Below are 26,457 nucleotides of genomic sequence, written 5' to 3'. Positions count from 1 at the left end.
GTCCGGTCACTCCCCGTCTCGGGGTAACTTCCTGCCCGTGTCCGTCCTCGGACCGGAAGGAAATGACAGACAGTGAGTATTGGGCAAATCGTGCTGCCGGCGGTCGGAGCGGTAGTGCTGGTCGCGGGACTGGTCCTGCGATCGCGATCGCAGGCGAAACCCGGCACCATCGTCGCCATCGCGGGCGTGCTGATCCTGGCCCTCGGGCTACTGGCCAGCATCAGCCGGACCACCACCTCCGAGGCCGGCCACCACGATCCCGAGCTGGCCGTCGGCAATTGCGTCACCGCCAAGGACTATCGCGCGGCCCAGATCGGCAAGATCGCGCCCGCCTCCTGCGCCGACCACGCCGCCGTCTACGAACTGGCCGCCTCGGTCACCAACGGGGCCACCTGCCCGGACGGAAAGCTCAAGGACGCCGCCTATTTCGTGCTGACCGACGGCAAGCATTCGCTCTGCTTCGCCCCCAATGTCCAGGTGGGCGACTGCTACAGCATGCAGGCCGACGTCAACCAGATCACCCCGGTCGACTGCGCCGCGAAGACCGACAACGGCGTCACGGTCCAGATCGGCGGCCGCTTCGACGGCACCACCGACACCAGCAAGTGCGCGATGCCCGCGGGCGCGACGGTCACCCCGCAACCTGCCCGCGTGGTGTGCTGGCAGCCGGTGACACCCAGCTAGCACCCCCTCGGCTAGCGCGACGGGCCCGGGCAGAAGCTCTGCCCGGGCCCGATTCGCCTGTGCCGCTTCGGGACTAGCCCGCGACCGCCACGAGGGCGTTCTCGCCCAGCTGCGGGTAGGTCGGGTATTCGATGCCCGAGATGTACTGCACGGTCCGCACCACCTGGCACGAGTAACCGAACTCGTTGTCGTACCACAGGTACAGGATCGCGGTGTCACCATCGACGATGGTGGCATTGGCATCCACGATCGACGCCGCCCGCGAGCCGATGAAGTCGCTGGACACCACATCGGTGGCGGCCGTGAAATCCAGATTGCGACTGAGCGGGCCCGACAGCGAGACGCCGCGCAGGTACTCGAGCACCTCTTCCTTGGTGGTCTCGCGGCGCAGCTGCAGATTCAGGATCGCGACCGAAACATCCGGCGTGGGAACGCGAATCGAGCTGCCGGTGATCTTGGCGGCGAAGTCCGGCATGGCCTTCTTCACCGCGGACTGCGCGCCGGTCTCGGTGAGCACCAGGTTGAACGGCGCGGACCGGCCGCGGCGATCGGATTTGTGGTAGTTGTCCAGCAGGTTCTGGTCATTGGTGAACGAGTGCACCGTCTCCACATGCCCGCGCACGATGCCGAACTCATCCTCCATCGCCTTGAGCGGCGGCACGATCGCATTGGTGGTGCAGGAGGCGCAGGAGTAGATCTGCTGGGTCAGATCCAGCTCGCGGTGGTTGACGCCGTGCACGATGTTCGGCACATCGCCCTTGCCCGGCGCGGTCAGCACGACCTTCGCGATGCCGGGACGCAGGTGCTTCTCGAGGCCCTCACGGTCGCGCCACTTGCCGGTGTTGTCGATCAGGATGGCGTCGTTGATGCCGTACTCGGTGTAGTCGATCGCCGACGGGGAGTCGCTGTAGATGAACTTGATCACGTTGCCGTTGGCGATGATCGTGGAGTTCTCGGCGTCGACCTTGATGGTGCCGTTGAACTTCCCGTGCACCGAGTCGCGCCGCAGCAGCGAGGCCCGCTTGACCAGGTCTTCCTCGCCGCCCTTGCGCACCACGACCGCGCGCAGGTTCAGGCCGTTGCCCGAGCCGACCTTCTCGATGAGCAGCCGGGCCACCAGGCGGCCGATGCGGCCGAAGCCGTAGAGCACGACATCGCGCGGCCCCTGCGCTTCGGCCTTGTTGCCGTCGATGATGTCGGCCAGCACGTCGGCGGTGAACTCCGGCACCGACAGTCCGCGCTGGTCGGCGCGGTAGGCCATGACCAGGCGGCCCAGATCGATCTTGCTCGGGCCCAGGTCCAGGGCGCTGAGCACCTCGAGGAACGGGAAGGTCTCGTCGATCGAGAGCTCCTCGCCCTCGATCTGCCGCGCGAACCGGTGGGTCCGCAGGATGCTGATCACCGACTTGTTCACCAGCGAACGGCTGTGCAGCAGGATCGTCACCCCCTTGTCCCGGTACAGCTTCCCGATGATCGGGATCATCGCCTCCGCCGCGGCCTCGTGGGCGTTCCAGCGGTCAAGATGTTCGGTAGTCAACACACGTCCTCGGGGTTTCCTCGATCTCTACGTGGAACGATGCTATCCAGCGGCTCGGTATCACAATCTCCGGCTACCCGCATGTGAGATCCAGGTCGCGTCCGGGATGGGTGCTCAGCGGACCGCCGGGTCGCGCCACATGGCCCACATGGTCGGGCGGGCTCCGAGCGGCAGCTGGAATTCCCCGGTTACTTCGAAGCCGAATCGCTCGTAGTACGCGACGTTCTCCTGCTTCGTGCACACCAGGTACTGACCCCGGTCGGGCGCGGTCTCGGCGCGGTCGGCGAGCAGCGCGGCCGCGTAGCCCTGACCGCGGTGGGTCGGTGCGGTGCCGAGATTGGCGAGATACCAGTGCTCCGGCTCGCGGGGATGCCGCTCGTCGAGGGCCCGGCGGACGGCGATGGCCGCCGCGATGCGCGTGCGCAGCGCGGGCAGCAGGTCGGGCAGCGCGCGCAGGGTGCGGGTGATCGGCTGATCCCAGGCGCCCGGCGGATCCCACACGGCGACAGCGCAAATGCGATCATCGCGATCGGTGGCGATCTGCACACCGCCGGCGGGCAGGTGGAAGTGCCGCAGCGAGGCCACGAAATAGCCTGGCAGCGCGGCCTTTCGGCGGATCGGATCGGGCCAGATGGTGGACATGAGCGGATCGTCGGCGAAAGCCTGCGCGAGCACCGTGGCACAGGAGTTCAGGTCGGCGAGGGTGGCGACGCGGGTAGTGTGCACGACGATCATCTTTCCTCAGGGCAGCGAGCGGGGCACCGGTGACGAAACAGGGGTGGACACTGGTCGAGACGCTCGGGCCCGACCGGGTCAGCGTCATCGCGCGGGGTGGTGAACCGCGGGCGCGGACATCGTTCGAGCGCACCGTGACCGAGCTCATCGGCGCGGGCAAGGCGCCCGGGGCCGATGCCGCGCGATGGCTGCGGACGGTGATCGAGGAGCTACGCGGACGGCCGGAACCGCGCACCACGTCGATGACGCTGCGTTCCGGCCGCGAAATCCACGCGCGGCTGCTGCCGGTGGTCGGGCCGGATGGTTCGCTGCACGGAATTCACCTGTGGCTGGGCACAATCGAGTCCGCGCCTTCGACTCCTCCATTGTCCGCGTTCGGATTCGAATGGGATGCCCAGCGCCGCATCGCCGATATCCCGCCCGCACTGGCCGCCGGGACGCCGCGTACCCGGCTCACGGCCCCGGAGGTCTTCCGCTTCCTCGAACCTGACGATGCGCTTTCGCTGTTCGAAGCCCTGCTGTCGCAACGACCGGACGCGGACTGGGACGGTGCGGTCACCATGGCCGCCTACGGCGCGCGGCTCCCGGCCCGGCTGGTGATGACATCCGGGGCAGGCTCCAACGCGCACCTGTGGCGCGGCATCCTGTTCGAAACCCCTGCGGCGGAAGGGATTCGCACCGAGAGCCTGGAGGCCGCCGCGCTGGCCGCCATCCCGCGCATGACCTCGGTGCACATGGCCATGCTCGATGTCGCGAAGATGCGGCTGCTGCGCTGGATCACCGATCCCATGACCGATGTGCAGTGGAAGGGCCAGGTCGATCAGCGCGACACACCGCATCCCGAGGATGTCAGGCGCATCTTCGAAGCGGCGGAGGGCATCTTCACCGGGCGCACGGAGGTCGTCACCGTGCCCGGAATTCGCTTGCGGCGCAAGGGCGGTGGCTGGGTGGTCGTGGACTGCACCGGATCGCTCATGCGGACGCCCGCGGATTCGCCGCAGTTGCTGCTCGCGCAGTTCCATGTCACCGGGTACTCCGATGAGCCGGACCCGGTGCCGCCGTCGGACGCCGGGCATCCCGGGCTGGATGATCCGGAGTATCCGCGCTATCCGTTGAAGTGAATCCGGCCCGCCCGGTGATTTGAAACCGACCTGCCCCGTGGTTTGAAACCGGCCCGCACGGCCGACACCACGCTGCTAGGCTGTGGGCCATCTTTCCCGGTACCGGTCTTCGACCGGACGCCGGATGCCACTCACACCGCCTGTGCGGGAATGAGTTCTGTTCGCATGTGCATCCCCGGGTTTCGCTGTTCCGCCTCCACCCCGCCGCACTCGGGCCGGGCTTGGTGAGATGCGCGCGCGGCGAAGGGGGCTGCGCGCGCATCTCAGCGGGCCCGGCCCTAGTGTGCGGACAGGCTGCTGAGGATCTCGCCCAGCGCGCCGCCGGCGTAGCCGCTGCCGAACGCACCGCCCAATATGAGTGCCGCGCTGCCCGCGTCCACCGAGCCCGCGCCCACGGCATTGCCGAGGTCCGCGGCCGAGCCCGGAGAGATGTCCACGTCCTGCAGGGGAATCCCCTGCGCCCCGGCCGTTCCGCCACCGGCGCCGAGCACGGCGAAGGCCGCGATACCCACGAATATGGTTCTTTTCATCAAGATGTCCTCTAATCGATCCGGCGAGGAAGGTGGTGTTTCGCCCACCCCGCGCGCCAGAGCATATGAAATATAGGCGAGTCAGATAGCGGTTTTGGACCGTTTGGTTTCCCGAAATGCCGAGGTCGGACGGTGCCGAGAAGTTGCCCGGCGGCTACTCATAGCCGTCCGGGCATGCTGCGAAGCCGGTCACAAACCTGTTGTGGCGCACGCACCGCCGACGATGGGGTGGTGACGACACGCTGGAACTTCGAGAGGCGGACAGACATGGCAGGACGGCATCGCGCGGAGAGCAAGCCTTCCCGGTTGCTGCGTGGAATTCCGGTGGCGGTCGTGGTCCCCGCCGCGGTCGGCATCGCTGGAACCGGCACGGCCAGTGCCCAGTCCGCGCCCGCCTCGATCGCCGCGCCCGCGGTGGACACGACCGCCGCCGAGGTGACCGAGCGGCCCGCCGCCCTCACACAGCCCATCGCTTCCGCCCGGTCCGCAGCGCCGATCGCCTTCGCCCCGGAAGCGGCCACCTCCGCCCCGGTCGTCGAACTCATCGAACCCGTTGCTCCGCAGCCCATTCCGGCTGCGGCACCGGTCGCCGCGGCCGCACCCATCGCGAGCCCGATGGAGAACGGCACCTATATCGGCCAGACGGCGGGCCAGATCATCGGCGGCATTTCCGGAGCCGTGCTCGTGGGCGGCCTGGGCTCGGCCGTGGGCCCCGTCGGCACGATTGCCGGTGCGATCGTCGGCGGTGTGGCGGGCACGTTCATCGGCTACTACGCCGGATCATTCATCGGCTCCTGGGTGGGCGAGCAAGCGCCCCAACTCATTCCGAACGTCCTGCCTTGACTCGGTAGCGCCGGGTGAACTCGGCACGTTCACACCCGTAGACGTCAGTGCGATACTGCCCATGAATCCCGCGCCCGGCGCGGCGCGCGGGATCGGAGCAGGACGGAATCGGGCATGAGCACCTCGAAACTGGCGGAGACCACCGGCGGGTCGAGCCCTGAACTGGCCTTCGAAGGTGTCGCCGGAATGGCGGAAAAGGTTGCAGGGCGGGCGATTTCCGCGCGGGAGCTGACCGCGTACTGCCTGGATCGTATCGATCGGCTGGATCCGCGACTGGGTGCGTTCGTGGCGGTGCTTCGCGAGGAGGCGCTGGCCGAGGCCGCGGCGCTCGACGAGCGGCAGGCGCGGGGCGAGGAGCTGGGCCCGCTGCACGGCGTGCCGATCGCCATCAAGGACGAGAACCATGTCCGTGGCGTGGTGACCGGTTATGGGACAGGCGCTTTCGATCGGGTCGCCGAGGCCGACAGTGCGGTGGTCGCGCGGCTGCGGGAGGCCGGGGCGGTCATTATCGGCAAGACCGCCATGCCGGAGTTCGGGATCTACCCGTTCACCGAGTCGATCACCCACGGGCACACGCGTAATCCTTGGGATCCGGAGAAATCCACGGCCGGATCGTCGGGCGGCACCGCGGCGGCGGTGGCCTCGGGCATGGTGCCCGCCGGAATCGGTGGCGACGGCGGTGGTTCCATCCGACTGCCCTCGGCCTGGTGCGGATTGTTCGGGCTCAAACCCCAACGGGGGCGGGTGAGCACCGCGCCCAATTCCGACCTGTGGAAATCGCTGGGCACGCTCGGCCCGCTGACCCGATCGGTGCGCGACAGCGCCCTCATCTACGACGCCATCTCCGGTACGACACCGGGTGTGGACCGGTTCACCGCCGAGCCGTGGCCGATCACCCTGTCCGAGGCGGCCGTTCGCGAACCCGGCCGACTACGCATCGCGCTGTCGCTGGCCCCGCCGGCATTCACCACGTCCGTGGACGCGGCCACCGCGAGCGCCGTCCGCCGCATGGCCGATCTGCTCGCCGATCTCGGACACGAAGTGATCGAACAGGATCCGGACTACGTCGAGCTCGCGGCGGCCTTCAGTCCGCAGATGGCCGCGGGCGTCGCGGAGGAGGCGGCGCGCGCCGACCACCGCGAACGACTGGATCGGCGGACGCTGACCCTGGCCGCACTCGGCCGACCGGCGAACAATCGAGTGATCGAGCCTGCGGCCGAAGCACTCGCCGCACGACTGTCGGCGAAGATTCTCGGCATCTTCGACACCGTCGATGTGGTCCTGTGCCCGACGGTGCCGAGCACGGCTTGGCCGCTGGGCCAGCTCGATGATGTCGGCTTCGTCAAGGCGTCGGCCCGCGGCTTGCGGGCCGCCGGGTACACCATCGTGTGGAATGTGTGCGGTAATCCGGCCGCCGCGGTGCCCGCCGGATTCGATGTCACCGGAATGCCTTACAGCGTTCAGCTCGTGGGCCGTCCGCATGACGAGCCGACGCTCGTCAGCCTCGCGGCGCAGATCGAGGCGGCACAGCCGTGGGCGCACGCGCGCCCACGGCTGTCGTGATTCAGCGGGTGACCGTCGCGATTCAGCGGGTGACGATGGTGGCCGAACCGTGGCCGAACAGGCCCTGGTTCACCGCGATGCCCGCGCGGGCATTCTCCACCTGGCGGCCGTCGGCCTGACCGCGCAGCTGCCAGGTGAGCTCGCAGATCTGGGCGATGGCCTGCGCCGGGATCGCCTCGCCGAAGCAAGCCAGGCCGCCACTGGGGTTGACCGGGATCCGGCCGCCCAATGTCGTTGCGCCACTGCGCAACAGCTGCTCCGCGCCGCCGACCTCGCAGAGGCCGATGTCCTCGTACCAGTCGAGTTCGAGGGCGGTGGACAGGTCGTAGACCTCCGCCATGGATAGGTCCTCGGGTCCGATTCCCGCATCCTCGTACGCGGCGTGTGCGATGGCGGAACGGAAGGTGTGCTCCGGGGGCTCCACCGCCACAGCGGAATCCGTCGCGAAATCCGGCAGGTCGAGCACGGTCTTCGGGAAGGTCGGGGTGACCGTGGAGAGCGCGCTGATGCGGACCGGATCGGCGATGCCGTGGCGGCGTGCGTAATCCATCGACGTCAACACCAGTGCCGCGCCGCCGTCGCTGGTCGCGCAGATGTCCAGCAGCCGCAGCGGATCCGAGACGATGGCCGAGGCGGCGATCTCCTCGACCGAGACTTCCTTGCGGTAGCGGGCATTCGGGTTGTTGAGGCCGTGGCGGGCGTTCTTCACCTTGACCGCGGCGAAATCGTCGAGCGTGGCGCCGTGCAGGGCCATGCGGCGGCGGGCGTACAGCGCGAAATAGATGGGGTTGGTCGCGCCGAGCAGGTGGAAGCGCAGCCAGTCCGGGTCGTCGCGGCGTTCGCCGCCGACGGGCTGGAAGAAGCCCTTGGGCGTGGTGTCCGCGCCGATCACCAGGGCGACATCGGTCAGCCCGGCCAGGATCTGCGCGCGGGCGTTCGCGATGGCCTGCGCGCCGGAAGCGCACGCGGCGTAGCTGCTCGAGATGCGCGCACCCGACCAGCCCAGCGCCTGGGCGAAGGTGGCGCCGGACACGAAGCCCGGGTAGCCGTTTCGAATGGTGTCCGCGCCGGCGATGTAGCCGACATCCTGGTGGCTCACCCCGGCGTCGGCCAGGGCGGCGCGGGCGGCGACCAGGCCGTATTCGACGAAATTGCGTCCCCACTTGCCCCACGGGTGCATGCCCGCACCGAGGACGGCGATATCGCGGTTAGTCATTGACCGGCCTCCACTTCCACACCGTGTGCTCTGCCTCGTCGTCCTCGTAGAGGGTGCCGACGGCCAGCTCCACCGGCATGCCGACGGCCAGATCGTCGACCGTGAAGCCCTTCACGACCTGACCGAGGATCACCAGCTGCTCGACCTCGAGCTCCACGGCCGCAATGACATACGGCTCGAACGGATCGGCCGAGACGTAGGGCGCGGGCGGCTTGTACCGGGCATCCGCGTACGACCAGATCCGGCCACGCGTGGAAAACAGGTATTCCTCCAGCTCGGAGCCGTCCTTGGGACCGGCACAGCGGGGATTGCGGCAGGCCAGCGTGTTCTTCGGGAAATACGGTGTGCCGCATTCCTTGCAGCGGCTGCCCTTCAGCCGCGCGACGCCGTCCTCCGCGGTGAACCAGTCGGCCACAGCGGGGCGTTGTTCTTTCTGCACAGCCCCGACGGTATAGGAACACGTTCTACTTTGGGGGCGAATTCCGCTCCCAGGATCCGCGGCCGCGAGTACGGTTGACCCGAGTTGAGGATGCAACCACCTCCTCGAGGCGATCTGGAGTACCGCAATCCGATGGGCACCAAAGCCATTGACCCGCAGTCGATCCGCAATACCACCCTGATCGGTGAGCCGGCCGAGACGACCGGCGTGGTCGATCGCGTGCTCCGCTGCTACGGCAGCAACCGGTCCGGCGGTCAGACCACTGTCCACTGGCCAGCAGACGGGACCGACCACACGATCCGCCTCACCGAGCTGTCCTCCCGAGCCCCGATCGCGACATTGGAACGCTGTATCCGGGTGGCCGACAGCGTGATCGCGATCGTGAACGCCGCGGCCACCCGCACCCCTCGACTGGAAACAACCCTGCGCGTGGCCGACGACCACCAGGTCGCCCGCCTCTGCCTGATCATCGGACTCGATCAGCCCGGCACCGACTTCGAGCGCTGCGTGCGCACCATCGCCGACACCCGCGGCGCGACACCCGTGGTGCTGCACGACCCGGTCGACCTGCCGCACCAGCGAATCCGCTCCCTCACCCGCATCGGCGACATCGTCCCCGTACTGTGCAGCCCGCCGCCCACCAGCGACGACATCGCCCCGCTCCTGGACGCCATCGCCCGCTATCTGCCGTCACCCCTGGACGTCTGCCAACCCGAACACGCCCTCGACTACTGAGCTCTACTACTGCTTCTTCAGGCAGAACGTCGTCTGAGGCTCGGCCAGAGTGATCACACTGTCGGTGTCCCCACCGCACAGGTTCTCGTCGGACTGGCCGTCGAATCGCGACAGCACCATGAAACTCGCGTCGGCAGTACCGCATTCGGCGTATTTGTAGCCGGTCAGCATGGCGTCGTGATAGCACTCGCCCTGCTTGAAGTTCGGCGCCAGGCACAGAAAGGCCATCGACTGCCCGTTCATGGTCTCCTCATACGAGGTGTAATCGGCCGCGCACTCGGTCTTCGCGCCGTACACCTTCGCCACCTTGTACACCGCCTTCGGCGACGCACAATCCACCGGCTCGGTCTTCGAATTGAACATCGACCCCTCGATCACATTGATGCAGTCCCCCACCTTGGCCCGCCCGGTATCCGACTTCCCCGCGTCCTTAACCACATCCGCCCCCTTCTGCACCACGGAACAGCCCGTCACCGCCACGATCGCCAGCGCGACCGCCCCCAGCCGCACCGAATTCGCAGAGATGGAACGCATGTAAGTCTCCTTTGTCAGCCACCGATCGAACCCGGACAACCCAACCCGGCCGGAGCGCGCGGAGCATCCGTGAAACCACGGGATCGGATGCGGCCGGACGGGATCACGACCAGGGATAGCCGCCGCGGCGCCCGGCGCGCACGGCTGTCGATGGCCGACCAGGTTCAGCTACCGCGCTGGAGCGGCATGCCGATCACCACCAACCGGGGTGCGTCGACCCGCGACCGCCCTGATCGCGGCGAGCGGAGGCCCGGGACTACCTGCCGCTGGGCATGAATCCGCGTTCGCTCCGGCCAGGCGCGAGACCGGCGGCGGCCACACCGACAGCGCCCTCTAGTCTGACGGCCTGACCGTTTGCCCGGAAGGGAGTGTCCGATCCCGCCATTCGTCGGCCGTGCCCAGGAACTCGCCGCGCTGCATTCGGAATGCCATGCGCCGGGCGGCGTCGGCGTGTTTCTGGTCGAGGGTCCCGCAGGCATCGGGAAATCGCGGCTCGCTGAGCAATTCGCGAGTGCGATGGAATCGGACGGGTGGCGGTCGCTGACCGTCGCGGGAGCCGAATTCGACCGGTCGGTTCCTGGTTCGCTCATTACCGATGTCCTGCACGGGCTCGGCGGCGCGGATCCGGATCCCGGTGATCGGGATCCGCGGACCTTGGCGCGGATGATCCGGCGACTGCTCGACACCGCGCCAACTCAGCTCCGCTCAGTGCCGACCCTGCTGGTCATCGACGATGTGCACTGGGCCGACACCATGTCGCTGCGGGTGCTGGCGCTGCTCATCCGGAATCGGCCGTCGGCCCGCATCCTGCTCGCCTACCGCGAGGGGCAGTTTCCCGACGTGCTCGGGCCCGCGCTGCACGGCTCGGGGGTGAGCTACCGCCATGTTGTCGTTCCGCCGCTGTCCGCCACCGAGGCTGTGTCTTTGCTACCCGATCTTCCGGCGGGCCGACGCGACCGGTTGATCGATGCGGCACACGGCAATCCGCTGTACCTGCAGTTACTGGCCGACCTGGCCCCGGCTGACTTCGAGGCGGTCCTCCTGGACGGCGATCCGGCCGCCGCCCCCGCCGACCACACCGCGTTGGATCGCACCATCCGCGCCGAGCTGGCCCACCTGCCCGAACGCGAACGCATCGTCGCGCAGGCAGCCGCGGTGTGCGGAACCGACGCCGACGTGGAATTACTCTGTGCCACCGCCGAAGTCACCCGCGCCGACCTCGACGCGGCGATCGACGACCTGAGCCGCCGCGGCTGGCTCACCGTCACTTCCGGCGCCGTGGATTTCCGCCACCCCCTCATCCGCGCCGCCGCCTACCGCCTCTCCGGCCAGGCCTGGCGAGCCGCCGCCCACGCTCGGGCCGCCGAACGTCTCCGCCAAACCGGCGCACCGGTTCTCACCCGAGCCCGACACCTCGAACACGCCTTCGGCCGCGACGAGTCGGCCGCGATCGATCTCCTCGATGCCGCCGAACATGCCCTCGCTACCGACCCCGGCGCCAGCGTCCGCTGGATCACCGCCGGACTGCTGTCCGCCCCGGATACCGCCTCCCACAAGTTGATTCCCACGCGGCTGCTCCTCGGCCGGGCCCTCCTGCTATGCGGATCGATCGAGCACGCCCGCGAAACCCTCGAGGCCCTGCTCCCCGACGGGTCGAGTGTCCCGGTCCGCCAACAGGTCGAAGCAGCCTTGCTCTACGCCCGCTGCGAACGAATCCTCGGCCGTGTCGACAGCGCCCGAAACCTGCTGTCCCAGACCATCGATCAACTCCCGGACGACGAATTCGGCCCGGTAGTCCTGGAATTGGCGATCCTCGAACTCCAGGACAACCGCGACACCGAAGGCGGCCGCCGAGTCCGCCAACTCTTCGAATCCCCCGCCATCCGCGACCCCGCCCTGCGCGCCGCAGCGACCACCCTGCTCAGCATGGGCCTGCTCAACGCCATGGAAATCCAGGACGCGATCGCGAATTACCGCGCGGCGGAACAAGAATTCACCCGCCTCACCGACACCGAACTCCTCGACGGCATCCATGCAATCGCCGCCCTCGGCTGGATGGCCTACTTCCTTGACGATCAACGCACCGGCCTGACCCACATCGAACGAGCGATCCGCGTAGCCCGGACCCGGGGCCGCTCGTTCATCCTCCCCGAACTCCACACCGTCCACGCCTACTCCCTGGCCAAACTGGGCCGCTACGAAGAGGCCTTGGCCGCCGCCGAAGACGCCGCGGAAACCGCCGAAACCTACGCCTACCCAGGCATCCTCCCCCTGGCCGGAGCCCTCAAACTCCGTGTCCTGGAGGAGACTTCACCCCGCGCCGAGGTAATGGCATGGTGGCAAACCATCAACGCCCTCCCTCTCCCCGCCGTCCAGTGGTGGCGTGCCGTCGTCGAGGCCGCCCTCCAGGAAATCTCCGCCCGCCTGAGCGACGGCGAAGTCCCCCTCCGCCAACCGACCCCCCGCCCCCACCCGATGCAGGCGGCGGAACTCTCCGTCACCGCCCTGATCGCCGTCGACCAGGGCGACCTCAATACCGCCGCAAACCTCGTGACCCTGGCCGAAAACGCAGCCGAACGCCTAACCTTCCCCTCCCAACTGGCCGCCGCAGCCCGAGCCCGAGCCGGATACCTCCGCGCCCGAGGCGACCTCACCACCGCCGACCAAGCGGCCAATTCGGCCGCCGACGCCTACGCCCAGGCCGACATGCCCGTGTTCCGAGCCCAATCCATCCTGCTAGCCGCCCAAATCGCCGCCGACCGAGGCGATTTCACCCTGGCCACCGCCCGAATAGCCACCGCCCGCGCCGCCTTCACCACCGCCGGCGCCACCGAACTCCTCCGCTCAACCCTCACGACCCAACGTCGCCTGGCAGGCCACCAACCCCCCACCGCACCAACCACTCTGACCAATCGCGAACACCAGATAGCCGAACTGGCAGCCAAGGGCCTGTCCAACAAGGACATAGCCACCCACCTCTACCTGAGCCCCCGCACGGTGGAAGACCACCTGAGCCGAATCCTCCGCAAACTGGGCCTGACCAGCCGAGCCGGCATAGCCCACCGCCTGACCGCCCTCGACAAAGCCCAGCTCTCCCCCACCGAGGGCTGAAAAGTTTGGACGACGCCGGGGAACTCAACTCAGCCCCCAGCTATAGATCCAGGAGCATTCCCCGCGTCGCGGCGACCACGATAACGACCCCCGTCCAGAGCCGCCACCTAATTACCTCCCGAGCGATTCCGAGAGCGAGGGGTCCGACGGTCCGCAGCGGCCGAACCGCTCTCCGGGGGACCGGGCCTGTCCAGCGCGGTCAAATCGCCGACTACGACGCCCCGAGAGACCGCTCAAGCGTTGATCTTATCCGCGTCTGTGCTGTCCAGAGTTCAGTTCCCGCACTAGATAGCTCACATGCTGTGGACATGGCATCACGAAGTATTCTTCTCTTGTGAAACGAAAGCACAGAAATATTTCGATCGATAAATTTACCGATCACAGTGAATACCCTCAAAGCTAGTTCATTATCTTGATTTCCCCTACGAGCAAGACTATTACTCGCCCGAGTGGTAAGGATCGCACATTCCGCCGTCACTGCTGCTAGCTTCTCATCACGAGAAAACTCTCGAAGTACCTTCACGCCGATATGGATCCCGGCGCTCGACTTCTCAAGGGCACTCTGATAGTTCGCTGCCTTTATCTCTGCATCAGACCAGCGCGACCAATTGTCTACGAGTGCAGTATATCCAATCGCTTTGAAGGTACCAGAAGCGTCTTCCAAGGCTTCCTCCACGTAACGCTGCCCTTCATCGAAATCGCCAGACCAAGTCAGAATCCGTCCCAACAGAAGCGCAGTTTGAGCGTTCGGAAGAAAATCATATGCTCGGCGCGCTTGCGGCAAAGCAAGTTCAGTATCTCGCATTTGACGAGCCAAAACATTGGCGAGCTCGAAGCAAGCTGTTGCTGTCGAAATATCGTCGCGAACGTAGTCCAAGGCGTGACGAAACTTCTCGACTGCCGTTCCAATCCTGCCCTCCATCAAGTAAACATGGCCAGCAACTCGATGCACTTCAGAGTATTCCGGCGAAAACGCCTCAGCCCGCCTGATATCCTCATGCGCTCGATCGAATTGACTAGACTTTGCCAGTTTCAGCGCTCTACTTAGAAGAAAGGCGGCAGGGCGATCCTTTTCATCCTGAACGAAAACTCGCTTAGTATCAATTCGGTCAACGTGACTCGCGACGCCAGCCCGTACGGCTGTTCTAAATTCATGCTCTCGCCGCAGAATTTCAGCAATAAAGAGTCCCTGCCCGTCAGGAATGGGCAGAAAAGTACGGGCAGTCTCGGTCAACGCGAGCCGACCCGCTGTCGAACCCTCAGGATCAGCTTCAATACTCACGAGCGATCCTCGCGTCAGCTCCTGGGTGGCCTTGCGCAGAACGTCAATAGTGAAATTTGTAAGGATGGAGAATTCATTAAATCCTATAGCTCGATCGAGAGCCCTGATAATATTCAATACCACATGAGACTCATCCCCAAGGCCTTCATAAACGTTCCGAACACAGAAGTCCAGCAACTCCTTTTGGTTCGAGATGACATCCAAGGGAACGCGCCCCGATTCTGCTGAGAGCACGTACCATCGAATCGCAAGAGGGCTATACCGAAGCTTCCCTACGGTATCTCTAATTTCCTTCTCAGACATTCTGAGAAGAATCCTTTGGCCACGAGCTGAAGCAAATTTCCTCAAGAGCAGTACGGACTCCCGTTCACCAAGCGGCGGAAGGGCAAATCGGCGTTCTATCTGACCAATTCCCACCCTACTGGTGAAAAGATAGTTCACGTTCGTCGGAAGTTTATCATACATTTCGACTACTTCGTCACCACGAACAGATTCTAGATTATCGATGATAATCAGTGAACTGATGCCATCCAGAGCGAAGGCTAGCTCCTCAAGCCTGCCAGAGAATTCACCGTCTATCGTCTTACCTAGCTCAACAATTGACTCCGGGATGCCCTGAATGGCATTTCTAATCTCCTCGACACCGTTGGCAGTGAGACGTTCCGTCTTAAGAGATACCCACAGAATAGCTTCATACGGGTTATCTGCGCTGTCGAGCAGCTTGTACGCTACATCCAATGCCAAGGCGGTCTTGCCGATTCCGCCTTCACCAGTCACGGTTATGACAGCATCACGCCGACGCTTCAGGTCAGAGAGCAGCTTATCCGCTTCTTCCTTCCGACCGATGAACGATGTCTCATCGTAGTCGACCTCTGGAAGGTTATGCAACGTTCGCTCGTCGGGCACGGGGAGCTTCTCAAAGAAGGGCTCCCAGGTCGGATCCTTTCGCAGACGTGCCAAGGTCTCTTTGGTGCTAGCCCAATGACGCGTCTTGTACTCATCCAGAATAGAAATCGCCTGAGCCGCATCATCGGCATTAAGCGGTCGTCCATGCATAACTCGATGCCTGATAGGCACCAGATGCTGGATATGCGGGGCATTCCTTGTCAGCTCCGAAGTAAGAGCGTGTGGCAATTCGTCACGATTCCGGAGAAGGAGGTCGTATGTGGCCCTTAAATCCATGTAGTGCACGAGACTTACATCGTCGCCATTTTCATCTCGCTCTTTCCGTTTGACCGCCTCCTCAAGCTCGCCAGCAGTTAGAAGGTCTTCCTCTGTCTTATCCACCAGCAACGCCTTGTCGATAATTTTTCGCATGTCATGCTCAAAACCGTCGATGAGGACGTAGAGTCTAGCGCGACTCATTCGCACTTGACTGATGATGGTCTGTTGAATCACGCGTAAGCTCCAAATAGCTGATGTCTTGGGTTTCACTGTCTAGGGCCGGTGCGTTCAGAAACGTTGATCGGTAGCCGATACTGACGCCCACGCGGTGGTACTCCTGATCGCTCCCCCTCGCGCCGCAAAGCTGTCAAGCCTCGATACGATTTCTATCACACTTAAGCCAGAGTCGCCGCCAATCATGCTGGGCGGGTGAGCTTTTCACCGGATGACCGCCAGGAGTCCGATCTCGACCGGCTAATTAGGAAAAAGCAGATGCGTGGGCCTTCCGGGGTTCGGTCGACGGCTGACGTGGGATAACCCGTTGTCGCTAGAAGAACAGCCGTCATGCCCGGCGATATCCGTAGTCCGGCCGACGTCATCGATCGGGCTGTGCGCCGACTCGACATTTCCGGCTGCACCACCACGATGCGCCCATGCACAGGGGCTCAAGCGTGGACAACAGCCCCTCAATACGATCGCTTCCTGCCTGGTCTCGAGGTCAGAGCCTCTCGATCCCCTTCAGACGCGCTATTGGATTCCGTTTGACCCGCGCGGTGTTTCGATCGGCGGCGAGTCTCAGCCAGCTTGCAGACGCTGCTGAATCAACGCAGGCATGTCCTCAATCGAGACGGCTGTGGTACGACCAGTTGCGCTTTCGATCCGCGCGGCCTTCTCCAGCAGCCGCTGGTGCGAACCAGGGGCTCGGATCTCCATCACAGCGGTGCGCTGCCTTGGTTCAACAGGTCGTGGATCTCCCGCAGGGAATGTGGCTGCTTCGCACGATCCAGTGCCAGTACCCACTCGGCGTCGAACTCCTCGCGCGCAACGCGGCAGGTAGAGCTAACCGTAGCGCCTCGGGATCCGCAGCGGGAATCTGCGGAGGATGCGGAAGCGGCACGGGAGTAGCCATGCGCCCACGATAACCGGCATCACCGACGAAATCGCCGATGATCCGGTGTGTGCACCGTCAAGATGCGGATGCCTACGGGTTGTAGCGCATGAGCCAGTTGCGGGGCCAGCCGCCGGGCGGGTCGACTGTGGCGGTTAGCTCGAAGCCGAATCGCTCGTAGTACGGGATGTTTTCGGGGTTCGAGGTTTCCAAGTGGGCGGGTAGGCGGTCGGATTGGCAGCGGGCGAGGCCGGAGAGGAGGAGGGCTTCGCCGTAGCCGTGGCCGCGGACTTCCGGGGCGGTTCCGATGGCGAGGAGGTGCCAGTGTGGTTCCTGGACATGGGAATCCAGATCTGGCGGGTTCCGGTTGTCGCCAGGCGGGTGCGCGATCCGTAGATCCGCCGCATTGTGAGCCACTCGTCCAGCGTCAGCGATAGGCGGGGCCGCAGGTGGGGAGTCGCGAGCCACAGGGCGCTGCCCACGATCCGCTGCGCCTCGTCGACGGCGAGATCGACCCCGTCGCTGAGGCGGTAGGCAGCCTGATAGGAACTCTCGAACGAGATGCGGAGCCGCCTCCGTCGCGAACGCGGCTGTGGATGGAACCACCGTACTTGCGGATCTTCATCGAAGGACCGCGCAAGCGTGTACGCGGCGATCGGCATATCGAAGGGTTGTCCGCGGCGAATGGTTTTGCGGACCGAGTCCATATTCTCGACCACGAATCCGCCCCACCATTTCCCGCACCGGCAAGCATGACCTGCCTCCATGAGTGGGCGCAGAGGGTTTCGAACCCCCGACCGCTGGTGTGTAAAACCAGAGCTCTACCACTGAGCTATACGCCCGGACCGGCCGGCTGGTGCCGGGGTCGGTTGTTGCGTTCGGACCCCGAGGGTTCGAACGCGACGGGTTATGAATCTAGTGTGGCCAACGCTTTTTCCCAAGCTTGCTGGTCACGGGGCTCGCCGGGGCCGTTCATCTCGGCGAAACGGATGATGCCGTCCTTGTCGATGACGAAGGTGCCGCGGTTGGGGTAGCCGGATTTCTCGTTGAAGACGCCGTAAGTTTGGGCTACTGCGCCGTGGGGCCAGAAGTCGGAGAGGAGGGGGAAGGTGTAGCCCTGTTCGGCGGCCCAGATTTTGTGGGTGGGGGGCGGGCCTACGGAGATGGCGAGGATTTCGGCGTTGTCGTTCTGGAACTTGGGGAGTTCGTCTCGGACCTTGCAGAGTTCGCCTTGGCAGATGCCGGTGAAGGCGAGGGGGTAGAAGACGAGCAGGACGTTCTTCTCGCCGCGGAAGCTCGACAGGGTGACTTCCTGGTTGTTCTGGTCCTTCAGCGTGAAGTCCGGTGCGACCGTACCGACCTCGAGCGGCATAGCGTCCCCTCCATCCTCGTTCTGGCGCGGCGCCCGCCGGATCTCGGCGGCGCCGGCCTTTTCCCGGTGCAGCGGGCCGGGCACAGCCGACCCAATGCCGAGCGACTCGCGGTGGAGACACGGGGAAACCACCGAAGTCGTCTCGGCTGACTGAAACCCTAGTGGAGGGCCTCAGCGCTGCTTGGAGGGCGTCTTGGGCTGAGTGAGTTTGGTGCCTGTCCAGGAACCCAGGGAGACCGGGGTGGTCGAGGTGAGGCCCGCGGGGGTGGCCGATTCGGCGATCTCACTGGGGTCCACGTGGCCGGGCTGTCCGGTCTTGGGAGTCAGTACCCAGACCACACCGTCGTCGGCGAGAGGAGTGATGACATCCATCAGCTCGTCGACTAGATCGCCGTCTCCGTCCCGCCACCACAGCAGCACGACGTCGACGACCTCATCGGTGTCTTCGTCGAGCAACTCGGAACCGGTGGCCTCTTCGACGGAGGCTCGAAGCGCATCATCGGTGTCTTCGTCCCAGCCCAGTTCCTGAACCACCATGTCGTGTGAAATGCCAAGCTTCTGAGCGTAGTTCTGCGCGTCCGCCGCGGCGACCACGGTGGTGTCCTCCTCAACTCCAGACAATAGGTAGTTGCAAGCGAACATGGTAAAAGCCCCCAGCGCAAGCCGATCGGCCGAAATCGCACCCTAAATGTCGTATGTGAGACCGGTGGGAACCGACGGACAGGCCGGTTTCACTTGGCCGGACACGCGTTGCGAACCGCCGTCAGAGCATCGTTGACCTTCTTGCTCGCGTCGTTCAGCGGCGCCACCGACGCCCCGGAGGACAGCTTGCGAATCTCCGCGGCCAACGCGCGCGCCGCGGTCACGTAATCGGTGAACTTGCCCGCGAGATCGGCCGGCAGCGCCGCACCGGTGGCCGTCAGCTGGGTCTCGACGCCCTTGGCCGCGTCCTCGAGCGCGGTGGCCGCCGCGTCCCGCTTGGTCAGCTGGTCGGCCGCGCTGGCGTCGTGCGCGTCCACGAACTCGTTGTACCGGTCGACCGCGTTCCCCGCCGATTTGCGGAACGGATCACAGTTGTCCGCAGTGGCTTTCGCGACCGCCGCCGCGGCCTTGGCCGAGCTGGCGGCCGCCGCCGAGGTCGCCGCAGCCGCCTTGTACGAGGTCACCTCGGCCTGATTCACCGTCGGGGTACCCTCGACGGTGTTCGAGCATCCGGCTAGAACCAGTCCCGCCGCCACGGCCGCGGATGCGCACACCAACCCGAACCCCCGCGGGTTCAGCAGCTTCACTTGGTTCCTCCCCGATCACAGCCCGGCGGTTCCCTGCGCAACCGTACTGGATTTCCGGCTGACATGATGACCTGGGCCGCATCATCGGCAAGGATGTGAGATGCGCCCCAGACCAATCGTTACGGGTATGCCGCCGACCGGCGGATATCCGGGGTATTGACGCCACACCAGATGTCCCACCCCATGTGTACGAGGAGCAAACGTCTTGACCGACTTGATGCACCCGGCTTCGTCGAATTCCGCTAATGGATCGGCACGCAAATCCCCGGCGGGAGGCCGGGTTCGAGTGATTCGCGAGGGGGTGGCGTCATACCTGCCGGACATCGATCCGGAGGAAACCAGTGAATGGCTCGACTCCTTCGACGAGATGCTCACCCGCGAAGGCCCCGGCCGCGCCCGCTATCTCATGCTGCGCCTACTCGAGCGCGCCGGCGAACGCCACGTCGCGATCCCCGCGCTGACCTCCACCGACTACGTCAACACCATCCCCACCGAGAACGAGCCCTGGTTCCCCGGCGACGAAGAGGTGGAGCGCCGCTTCCGCGCCTACATCCGCTGGAACGCCGCGATCATGGTGCACCGCGCCCAGCGCCCGGGAATCGGTGTGGGCGGCCACATTTCGACCTACGCGTCCTCCGCGGCGCTCTACGAGGTCGGCTTCAACCACTTCTTCCGCGGCAAGGACCACATCGGCGGCGGCGACCAGATCTTCATCCAGGGCCACGCCTCGCCGGGCATCTACGCCCGCGCGTTCCTGGAGGGCCGCCTCAGCACCGACCAGCTGGACGGCTTCCGCCAGGAGTACAGCCACGGCGGCCCGGGCCACGGCCTCTCGTCCTACCCGCACCCGCGCCTGATGCCCGACTTCTGGGAATTCCCCACGGTCTCCATGGGTCTGGGCCCGATGAATGCCATCTACCAGGCCCGCTTCAACCACTACCTGCACGACCGCGGCATCAAGGACACCTCGGACCAGCACGTCTGGGCGTTCCTCGGCGACGGCGAGATGGACGAGCCGGAATCGCGCGGCCTGATCCAGGTGGCCGCCAACGAGGGCCTGGACAACCTGACCTTCGTCATCAACTGCAACCTGCAGCGCCTCGACGGCCCGGTCCGCGGCAACGGCAAGATCATCCAGGAGCTGGAGTCGTTCTTCCGCGGCGCCGGCTGGAACGTCATCAAGGTGGTGTGGGGCCGCGAGTGGGACGCCCTGCTGCAGGCCGATCGCGACGGCGCGCTGGTGAACCTGATGAACACCACCCCCGACGGCGACTACCAGACCTACAAGGCCAATGACGGCGCGTACGTCCGCGAGCACTTCTTCGGAAGGGACCCGCGCACCAAGGAACTCGTCAAGGGTCTGTCCGATTCGCAGGTCTGGAACCTCAAGCGCGGCGGCCACGACTACCGCAAGATCTACGCCGCCTACGCCGCGGCCATGGCGCACAAGGGCCAGCCGACGGTCATCCTCGCCAAGACCATCAAGGGCTACGGCCTGGGCAAGCACTTCGAGGCCCGCAACGCCACGCACCAGATGAAGAAGATGACCCTCGACGATCTGAAGGCGTTCCGCGATCTGCAACGCATTCCGATCACCGACGCCGAGCTCGAGGCGAATCCGTATCTGCCGCCGTACTACCACCCCGGCCCGGACGCGCCCGAGATCCAGTACATGATGAACCGCCGTCAGCAGCTGGGCGGTTTCGCGCCCGAGCGCCGCACGATGGCAAAGCCGCTGCAACTCCCCGGCGACGAGGCCTACCGCAGCGTCCGCAAGGGTTCGGGCAAGCAGCACGTGGCCACCACCATGGCGTTCGTGCGCCTGATGAAGGAGCTGTTGCGCGACAAGGAGATCGGCAAGCGCATCGTCCCGATCATCCCCGACGAGGCCCGCACCTTCGGTATGGACTCGTGGTTCCCGTCGTTGAAGATCTACAACCGCAACGGCCAGTTGTACACCTCGGTCGACGCGGATTTGATGCTTGCCTACAAAGAGTCGAGCGTCGGCCAGATCCTGCACGAGGGCATCAACGAGGCCGGTTCCACCTCGAGCTTCACCGCGGTCGGCACCTCCTACGCCACCCACGGCGAGCCGATGATCCCGCTCTACATCTTCTATTCGATGTTCGGTTTCCAGCGCACGGGCGACGGCCTGTGGGCGGCGGCCGACCAGATGGCCCGCGGCTTCGTCCTCGGCGCTACCGCCGGGCGAACCACGCTGACCGGTGAGGGCCTGCAGCACAACGACGGTCACTCACTGCTGCTGGCGTCCACCAACCCGGCGTGCGTCCCCTACGATCCGGCCTTCTCCTTCGAGATCGCCCACATCGTGCGCGACGGCATGCGCCGCATGTACGGCGGCGGCGTGGCACAGGGTTATCAGGAGGCGCTGCCGGGCACCGATCCCGAATCGCATTCGGTGCACCACGAATTCGGCGGCGAGGACATCTTCTACTACATCACCCTCTACAACGAGCCGTATGTACAGCCGGCCGAGCCGGAGAACCTGGACATTCAGGGTCTGCTCAAGGGCATCTATCTCTACAACCCCGGCGCCGCGGGCGAGCTGCGCGCGAACATCCTGGTCTCGGGCGTCACCATGCCCGACGGCCTGCGCGCCCAGGAGATGCTGGCGAGCGAATGGAATGTCCAGGCCGACGTCTACTCGGTGACCTCGTGGGGTGAGCTCCGCAAGGAGGCCCTGGCCAAGGAGATCGCGAAACTTCGCCACCCCGACCAGGATCCGGGCCAGCCCTACATCACCCAGGTGCTGTCGAAGGCCCAGGGCCCGTTCGTCGCCGCCTCCGACTGGATGCGCGCGGTACCGGACCAGATCCGCCAGTGGGTCCCGGGCGAGTACATCACCCTGGGCACGGACGGTTTCGGTTTCTCCGATACGCGTCCGGCCGCGCGCCGCGTCTTCAATGTCGATGCCGCGTCCATCGTGGTAGCGGCCCTGCAGGGTCTCGCCACCCAGGGCAAGATCGCACCCGCGACGGTCGCCGAGGCGGCCCGCCGCTACGCCATCGACGATGTGAACGCCGCGCCGAAGGCCGCACCCGGTACCGAAGGCGGCGACGCATAACCGAACATAAGTACCGTGGAACGTAAACCGCCGAGGCCGCGCCGGATCAACGAAGAGGGCACCTCCTCCCACGAGGTCTATCTCCCGACCGGCGCGCTCTCCCCGAATCGGCAGACGCGCGACCCGCTTCCGGACACCCTCCTGAAACGGGTCAAGCAGTTCTCCGGTCGCCTGTCGACCGAGGCCGTGGCCTCGATGCAGGATCGGTTGCCGTTCTTCGCCAATCTGGACGCCGCCCAGCGCGCCGGGGTCCAGATGCTGGTGCAGACGGCGGTGGTGAACTTCCTGGAATGGCTGCAGGACCCGGAATCCGACATCCGGTTCAGTCTCGATGCCTTCCAAGTGATTCCGGACGATCTGGCGCGGCGGCTCACGCTGCGCCAGACCGTCGACATGGTCCGGGTGGCCATGGAGTTCTTCGAGCAGTGGCTACCGGCCTTGGCGCGCAACGACCGTCAGCTGGTGGCCCTCACCGAGGCGGTGCTGCGCTACGGGCGCGAGCTCGGTTTCGCCGCCGCCTCGGTGTACGCCTCGGCCGCCGAATCGCGTGGCGCGTGGGACACCCGATTGGAGGCCCTGGTCGTCGACGCCGTGGTGCGCGGCGACACCGGCCCCGAGATGCTCTCGCGCGCCGCCACGCTCAATTGGGATGCCACCGCCCCCGCGACCGTCCTTGTGGGCACTCCCCCCAAGGATCAGGTGGCCGTTGTCAGTTCCGTACATAGTGTCGCGGCCCGGCACAACCGGAACGCGCTCGCGGTGGTGCAGGGTTCGCGGCTCGTCATGGTAGTCAGCGGACATCTCGGGGACCCGATGTATCCGTCCCAGTTCCTCTCCGATCTGCTCGCCGAGGCCTTCTCCGAGGGCCCGGTGGTGATCGGCCCGACCATGCGCACGCTGTCCGCCGCGCACGTCAGCTCGGTCGAGGCCATGGCCGGTATGGAGGCCGTGGTGGGCTGGCGTGGCGCGCCGCGCCCGGTGCACGCCTCCGAACTGCTGCCCGAACGCGCCCTGCTGGGTGACCGCGCGGCGATAGACGCCCTGAACGAGCACCTCGTGCTACCGTTGGCCGCCGCCAGCGCCGATCTCTCGGACACGCTGGATGCGTACCTGGATTGCGGTGGAGCCGTCGAGACCTGTGCCCGCCAGCTGTTCGTTCATCCAAATACGGTGCGCTATCGGCTCAAGCGAATCGGCGACATCACGGGCCGGGATCCCATGAATCCGCGCGATGCCTACGTGTTACGTATCGCCGCCACAGTAGGCAGGCTGACTCGAACTCGTAACGAATCACCCACTCCTGCCACTGATGTGACTCCCGTCACAGACCCCAACGAGGGGGTGTAACGAGATTCGCGGATGGGGCGATCCGGACAACCCACTTGGTCTTTTGTGGACTCCTCACAAAAGACCAAAGCAAGCTTCATTCGCGCCGACATCTCGTGAGAGCGCGGCCACAGTGTTTTCTTAATCCCGTGATCGCATTGCTCGCCCCTGGACAGGGCTCTCAGACACCCGGCATGCTCACCCCTTGGCTCGAACTTCCCGGCGCCGCGGATCGCATCGCGCTGTGGTCGAAGGCCTCGGGGCTGGACCTGCTGCGTTTGGGTACGACTGCGACCGCGGAAGAGATCGTGGACACGGCTGTCACCCAGCCGCTCGTCGTCGCGGCCGCTCTGCTTGCCTTTGCTGAAATCCCGCAGGAATCGCTTCCCGCGGATACCATCGTCGCCGGACACTCGGTCGGCGAATTCGCCGCCGCTGCCGTCGCCGGAGTCCTCTCCGCCGATGACGCGGTGGCCCTGGCCGCCATCCGCGGAGCGGAAATGGCCAAAGCTTGCGCCCTCGAGCCGACCGGAATGTCCGCGGTGCTCGGTGGTGACGAAGCGGTGGTGCTCGCTCGTCTCGAGGAACTGGGCCTCGTTCCGGCCAACCGCAACGCGGTGGGTCAGATCGTGGCAGCGGGTAAGCTCGAGGCGCTCGAAGCCCTTGCCGCGAACCCGCCCGAAAAGGCTCGCGTCCGTGCTCTGCCGGTCGCCGGCGCCTTCCACACCGCGTTCATGGCACCCGCCCAGGACGCGGTCGCGGAGGCCATCGCCAAGATCGCTCCCAACGAGCCGACCCGGACCCTGCTGTCGAACTTCGACGGGCAGCCGGTCGGCTCCGGACAGGACGCGATCGACAAGCTCGCTGCTCAGGTCACCCGCCCCGTGCGCTGGGACCTGTGCACCGAAACGATCCGTACCGCAGGGGTTTCCGCGGTGGCAGAGTTGCCGCCGGCGGGCACCCTGGTCGGCATCGCCAAGCGGGAGCTCAAGGGCATCCCGAATCTGGCGCTGAAGACCCCGGCGGATCTCCCCGCGCTCGCCGAGCTGGCCGCAACCAGCTAGCTTGGCTCGCGGCCCGCTCTCATCAACGGCGATGGAGCAATCGGGTCGCAAACAACGAAAATCCCCACCCCTCACAGAAGATAAGGAGCCACCACAGTGGCCGCTCTGACCCAGGAACAGATCGTCGAAGAGCTCGGTAAGATCATCGAAGAGGTGACCGGCATCGAGCCGTCCGAGGTCACCATCGAGAAGTCCTTCGTCGACGACCTGGACATCGACTCGCTGTCGATGGTCGAGATCGCCGTTCAGACCGAGGACAAGTACGGCGTCAAGATCCCGGACGAGGACCTGGCGAGCCTGAAGACCGTCGGTGACGCGGTGGCGTACATCCAGAAGCTCGAGGCGGAGAACGCTGACGCGGCCGCCGAGCTGAAGTCCAAGTTCGGCGCCGAGGGCGAGTAGGACCCACCGTGACCACTCCTTCCACCTTGAACGGGAACTTTCCCAATGTCGTCGTGACGAGCATGGCGGCGACCACGTCGATCGCCGGTGACGTCGATGCGACGTGGAAGGGCCTCCTCAATGGCGAGAGCGGCATCGACACTCTCGAGGACGACTTCATTGCGGAGTACGACCTTCCGGTTCGAATCGGCGGCCACCTGAAGGTGTCGCCGGACACGCTGCTCGATCGCGTCGAGATCCGTCGCATGGCGTATGTCGAGCGCCTCGCCATCACGCTCGGTCGTGAGGTGTGGAAGAACGCCGGCTCGCCCGAGGTCGATCCGTTGCGGCTGGGTGTCGCCATCGGCACCGGTCTCGGCGGCGGCGACGCGCTGATCGATTCGGTCGACAAGCTGAAGAACGGTGGCTATCGCAAGATTTCGCCGCTGGCTGTTCAGATGGTCATGCCGAACGGTCCGTCCGCCGTGGTGGGTCTCGAACTCAAGGCCCGGGCAGGAGTGATCACTCCGGTCTCGGCGTGCTCGTCGGGTTCGGAGGCCATCGCCAACGCGTGGCGGATGATCGTCATGGGTGACGCCGACATGGTGGTCACCGGCGGTGTCGAGGGCTTCATCGACTCGGTGCCGATCGCCGCGTTCTCCATGATGCGGGCCATGTCGACCCGCAACGACAACCCGAAGGCGGCCTCGCGCCCCTTCGACAAGGACCGCGACGGCTTCGTCTTCGGCGAGGCGGGCGCGCTCATGGTCATCGAGACCGAGGAGAGCGCCAAGGCGCGCGGCGCCACCATCCACGCCCGGCTCATGGGCGCGGGTATCACCTCCGACGGGTTCCACCTGGTGGCGCCCGATCCGGAGGGCAGCGGTGCGGCTCGCGCCATGCAGCGCGCGATGCAGACCGCCGGGCTGTCGGCCTCCGACATCACCCACATCAATGCTCACGCGACTGCCACCCCCGTCGGTGACACCGCGGAAGCGAACGCGATTCACAAGGCAGGCGTTCAGCATGCCTCGGTGTACGCGCCCAAGTCGGCCCTGGGCCACTCGATCGGCGCCGTCGGCGCCCTCGAGTCGATTCTCACGGTGCTCAGCATCCGGGACGGCATCGTCCCCCCGACGCTGAACCTCGAGAACCAGGATCCGGCGATCGATCTGGATGTCGTGCACGGCGCGGCGCGCCAGCAGGACATCCAGTACGCGATCAACAACTCCTTCGGTTTCGGTGGGCACAATGTCGCGCTCGCCTTCGGCCGGTACTGACGCGCAAATTTCCAGAAGAACCGCGCACTTCTAGAACCGGTCAGTAGACAAGCGATCC

Annotated in this window: 22 protein-coding genes, 1 tRNA gene and 1 pseudogene; 11 read left to right on the top strand and 13 right to left on the bottom strand. The window is 65.6% G+C overall.

Annotated elements, in window-relative coordinates:
- The first annotated feature begins 72 nt into the window (after window positions 1-72).
- Window positions 73-684: a hypothetical protein gene (locus ON43_RS05160; protein WP_157513906.1), complete on the top strand. Its 612-nt coding sequence runs from the start codon at window positions 73-75 to the stop codon at window positions 682-684.
- A gap of 73 nt (window positions 685-757) precedes the next feature.
- On the opposite strand, the gene ON43_RS05155 is transcribed toward ON43_RS05160, so the two are convergent.
- Together ON43_RS05155 and ON43_RS05150 are read right to left on the bottom strand one after the other, a co-directional pair.
- Window positions 758-2,221: a glyceraldehyde-3-phosphate dehydrogenase gene (locus ON43_RS05155; protein WP_040804144.1), complete on the bottom strand. Its 1,464-nt coding sequence runs from the start codon at window positions 2,219-2,221 to the stop codon at window positions 758-760.
- 114 nt (window positions 2,222-2,335) lie between these two features.
- On the bottom strand, window positions 2,336-2,956 hold the full coding sequence (locus ON43_RS05150; RefSeq protein ID WP_040804046.1) for a GNAT family N-acetyltransferase: 621 nt from the start codon (window positions 2,954-2,956) through the stop codon (window positions 2,336-2,338).
- A 29-nt stretch (window positions 2,957-2,985) separates the two neighbouring features.
- Between ON43_RS05150 and ON43_RS05145 the strand changes: the two genes are divergently transcribed.
- Window positions 2,986-4,077: a GAF domain-containing protein gene (locus ON43_RS05145; protein ID WP_051177913.1), complete on the top strand. Its 1,092-nt coding sequence runs from the start codon at window positions 2,986-2,988 to the stop codon at window positions 4,075-4,077.
- A 278-nt stretch (window positions 4,078-4,355) separates the two neighbouring features.
- On the opposite strand, the gene ON43_RS05140 is transcribed toward ON43_RS05145, so the two are convergent.
- Complete coding sequence (locus tag ON43_RS05140) at window positions 4,356-4,607, bottom strand: hypothetical protein (RefSeq protein ID WP_157513905.1); 252 nt, start codon at window positions 4,605-4,607, stop codon at window positions 4,356-4,358.
- A 267-nt stretch (window positions 4,608-4,874) separates the two neighbouring features.
- On the opposite strand from ON43_RS05140, the gene ON43_RS05135 reads away from it, so the two are divergent.
- Together ON43_RS05135 and ON43_RS05130 are read left to right on the top strand one after the other, a co-directional pair.
- On the top strand, window positions 4,875-5,450 hold the full coding sequence (locus tag ON43_RS05135; protein WP_040804043.1) for a hypothetical protein: 576 nt from the start codon (window positions 4,875-4,877) through the stop codon (window positions 5,448-5,450).
- 114 nt (window positions 5,451-5,564) lie between these two features.
- On the top strand, window positions 5,565-7,013 hold the full coding sequence (locus tag ON43_RS05130; RefSeq protein ID WP_051177912.1) for an amidase: 1,449 nt from the start codon (window positions 5,565-5,567) through the stop codon (window positions 7,011-7,013).
- Between the two features lie 22 nt (window positions 7,014-7,035).
- Here the strand turns inward: ON43_RS05130 and ON43_RS05125 are convergent, their stop codons facing one another.
- Together ON43_RS05125 and ON43_RS05120 are read right to left on the bottom strand one after the other, a co-directional pair.
- Window positions 7,036-8,229 (bottom strand): lipid-transfer protein, encoded by a 1,194-nt coding sequence (locus ON43_RS05125; protein WP_040804041.1) that lies wholly within the window; start codon window positions 8,227-8,229, stop codon window positions 7,036-7,038.
- Window positions 8,222-8,668: a Zn-ribbon domain-containing OB-fold protein gene (locus tag ON43_RS05120; protein WP_444543734.1), complete on the bottom strand. Its 447-nt coding sequence runs from the start codon at window positions 8,666-8,668 to the stop codon at window positions 8,222-8,224. Before ON43_RS05120 ends, ON43_RS05125 begins: the two co-directional genes overlap by 8 nt.
- 132 nt (window positions 8,669-8,800) lie before the next feature.
- On the opposite strand from ON43_RS05120, the gene ON43_RS05115 reads away from it, so the two are divergent.
- Entirely contained in the window at window positions 8,801-9,403 is a 603-nt protein-coding gene (locus ON43_RS05115; RefSeq protein ID WP_040804037.1) for a GTP-binding protein, read from the top strand.
- 6 nt (window positions 9,404-9,409) lie between these two features.
- On the opposite strand, the gene ON43_RS05110 is transcribed toward ON43_RS05115, so the two are convergent.
- Window positions 9,410-9,937, bottom strand: a complete 528-nt coding sequence (locus tag ON43_RS05110; RefSeq protein WP_051177911.1) for an LppU/SCO3897 family protein — start codon at window positions 9,935-9,937, stop codon at window positions 9,410-9,412.
- 354 nt (window positions 9,938-10,291) lie between these two features.
- On the opposite strand from ON43_RS05110, the gene ON43_RS05105 reads away from it, so the two are divergent.
- On the top strand, window positions 10,292-13,048 hold the full coding sequence (locus ON43_RS05105; RefSeq protein WP_083913166.1) for an AAA family ATPase: 2,757 nt from the start codon (window positions 10,292-10,294) through the stop codon (window positions 13,046-13,048).
- Window positions 13,049-13,259: 211 nt separating this feature from the next.
- On the opposite strand, the gene ON43_RS44620 is transcribed toward ON43_RS05105, so the two are convergent.
- From ON43_RS44620 to ON43_RS05075, 7 genes and pseudogenes are all read right to left on the bottom strand, one after another.
- Window positions 13,260-15,728, bottom strand: a complete 2,469-nt coding sequence (locus tag ON43_RS44620; protein ID WP_157513904.1) for an NB-ARC domain-containing protein — start codon at window positions 15,726-15,728, stop codon at window positions 13,260-13,262.
- A gap of 698 nt (window positions 15,729-16,426) precedes the next feature.
- Window positions 16,427-16,522 (bottom strand): annotated as a pseudogene (locus ON43_RS47375) (hypothetical protein); the annotation flags it as partial.
- 173 nt (window positions 16,523-16,695) lie between these two features.
- Window positions 16,696-17,019 (bottom strand): GNAT family N-acetyltransferase, encoded by a 324-nt coding sequence (locus ON43_RS46055; protein WP_245568475.1) that lies wholly within the window; start codon window positions 17,017-17,019, stop codon window positions 16,696-16,698.
- Window positions 17,020-17,372: 353 nt separating this feature from the next.
- Window positions 17,373-17,444: transfer RNA gene (locus tag ON43_RS05090), tRNA-Val, on the bottom strand.
- A gap of 65 nt (window positions 17,445-17,509) precedes the next feature.
- Window positions 17,510-17,974, bottom strand: coding sequence for a peroxiredoxin (locus tag ON43_RS05085; RefSeq protein WP_040804134.1), 465 nt, complete (start codon window positions 17,972-17,974; stop codon window positions 17,510-17,512).
- A gap of 171 nt (window positions 17,975-18,145) precedes the next feature.
- On the bottom strand, window positions 18,146-18,568 hold the full coding sequence (locus ON43_RS05080; protein ID WP_040804132.1) for a DUF3052 domain-containing protein: 423 nt from the start codon (window positions 18,566-18,568) through the stop codon (window positions 18,146-18,148).
- A gap of 137 nt (window positions 18,569-18,705) precedes the next feature.
- Window positions 18,706-19,263: an Rv2240c family protein gene (locus ON43_RS05075; protein ID WP_040804030.1), complete on the bottom strand. Its 558-nt coding sequence runs from the start codon at window positions 19,261-19,263 to the stop codon at window positions 18,706-18,708.
- Between the two features lie 217 nt (window positions 19,264-19,480).
- Between ON43_RS05075 and aceE the strand changes: the two genes are divergently transcribed.
- From aceE to ON43_RS05050, 5 genes are all read left to right on the top strand, one after another.
- Window positions 19,481-22,348: a pyruvate dehydrogenase (acetyl-transferring), homodimeric type gene (aceE, locus tag ON43_RS05070; RefSeq protein WP_174416449.1), complete on the top strand. Its 2,868-nt coding sequence runs from the start codon at window positions 19,481-19,483 to the stop codon at window positions 22,346-22,348.
- Between the two features lie 45 nt (window positions 22,349-22,393).
- On the top strand, window positions 22,394-23,695 hold the full coding sequence (locus tag ON43_RS05065) for a PucR family transcriptional regulator (protein WP_444543735.1): 1,302 nt from the start codon (window positions 22,394-22,396) through the stop codon (window positions 23,693-23,695).
- A 128-nt stretch (window positions 23,696-23,823) separates the two neighbouring features.
- Window positions 23,824-24,738 carry an ACP S-malonyltransferase gene (locus ON43_RS05060; RefSeq protein ID WP_040804023.1) on the top strand — a complete coding sequence of 305 codons (915 nt, stop codon included), beginning with the start codon at window positions 23,824-23,826 and terminating at the stop codon, window positions 24,736-24,738.
- Window positions 24,739-24,834: 96 nt separating this feature from the next.
- Window positions 24,835-25,140: a meromycolate extension acyl carrier protein AcpM gene (acpM, locus tag ON43_RS05055; RefSeq protein WP_040804021.1), complete on the top strand. Its 306-nt coding sequence runs from the start codon at window positions 24,835-24,837 to the stop codon at window positions 25,138-25,140.
- A gap of 8 nt (window positions 25,141-25,148) precedes the next feature.
- Window positions 25,149-26,399: a KasA/KasB family beta-ketoacyl-ACP synthase gene (locus ON43_RS05050; RefSeq protein ID WP_040804019.1), complete on the top strand. Its 1,251-nt coding sequence runs from the start codon at window positions 25,149-25,151 to the stop codon at window positions 26,397-26,399.
- Window positions 26,400-26,457: the final 58 nt, after the last annotated feature.

Source organism: Nocardia concava NBRC 100430 (assembly GCF_000308815.1).
Taxonomy (GTDB): Bacteria; Actinomycetota; Actinomycetes; order Mycobacteriales; family Mycobacteriaceae; genus Nocardia; species Nocardia concava.
The sequence above is the reverse complement of the archived record's forward strand: the minus strand, read 5'-3'. Positions and strand labels throughout refer to the sequence as shown.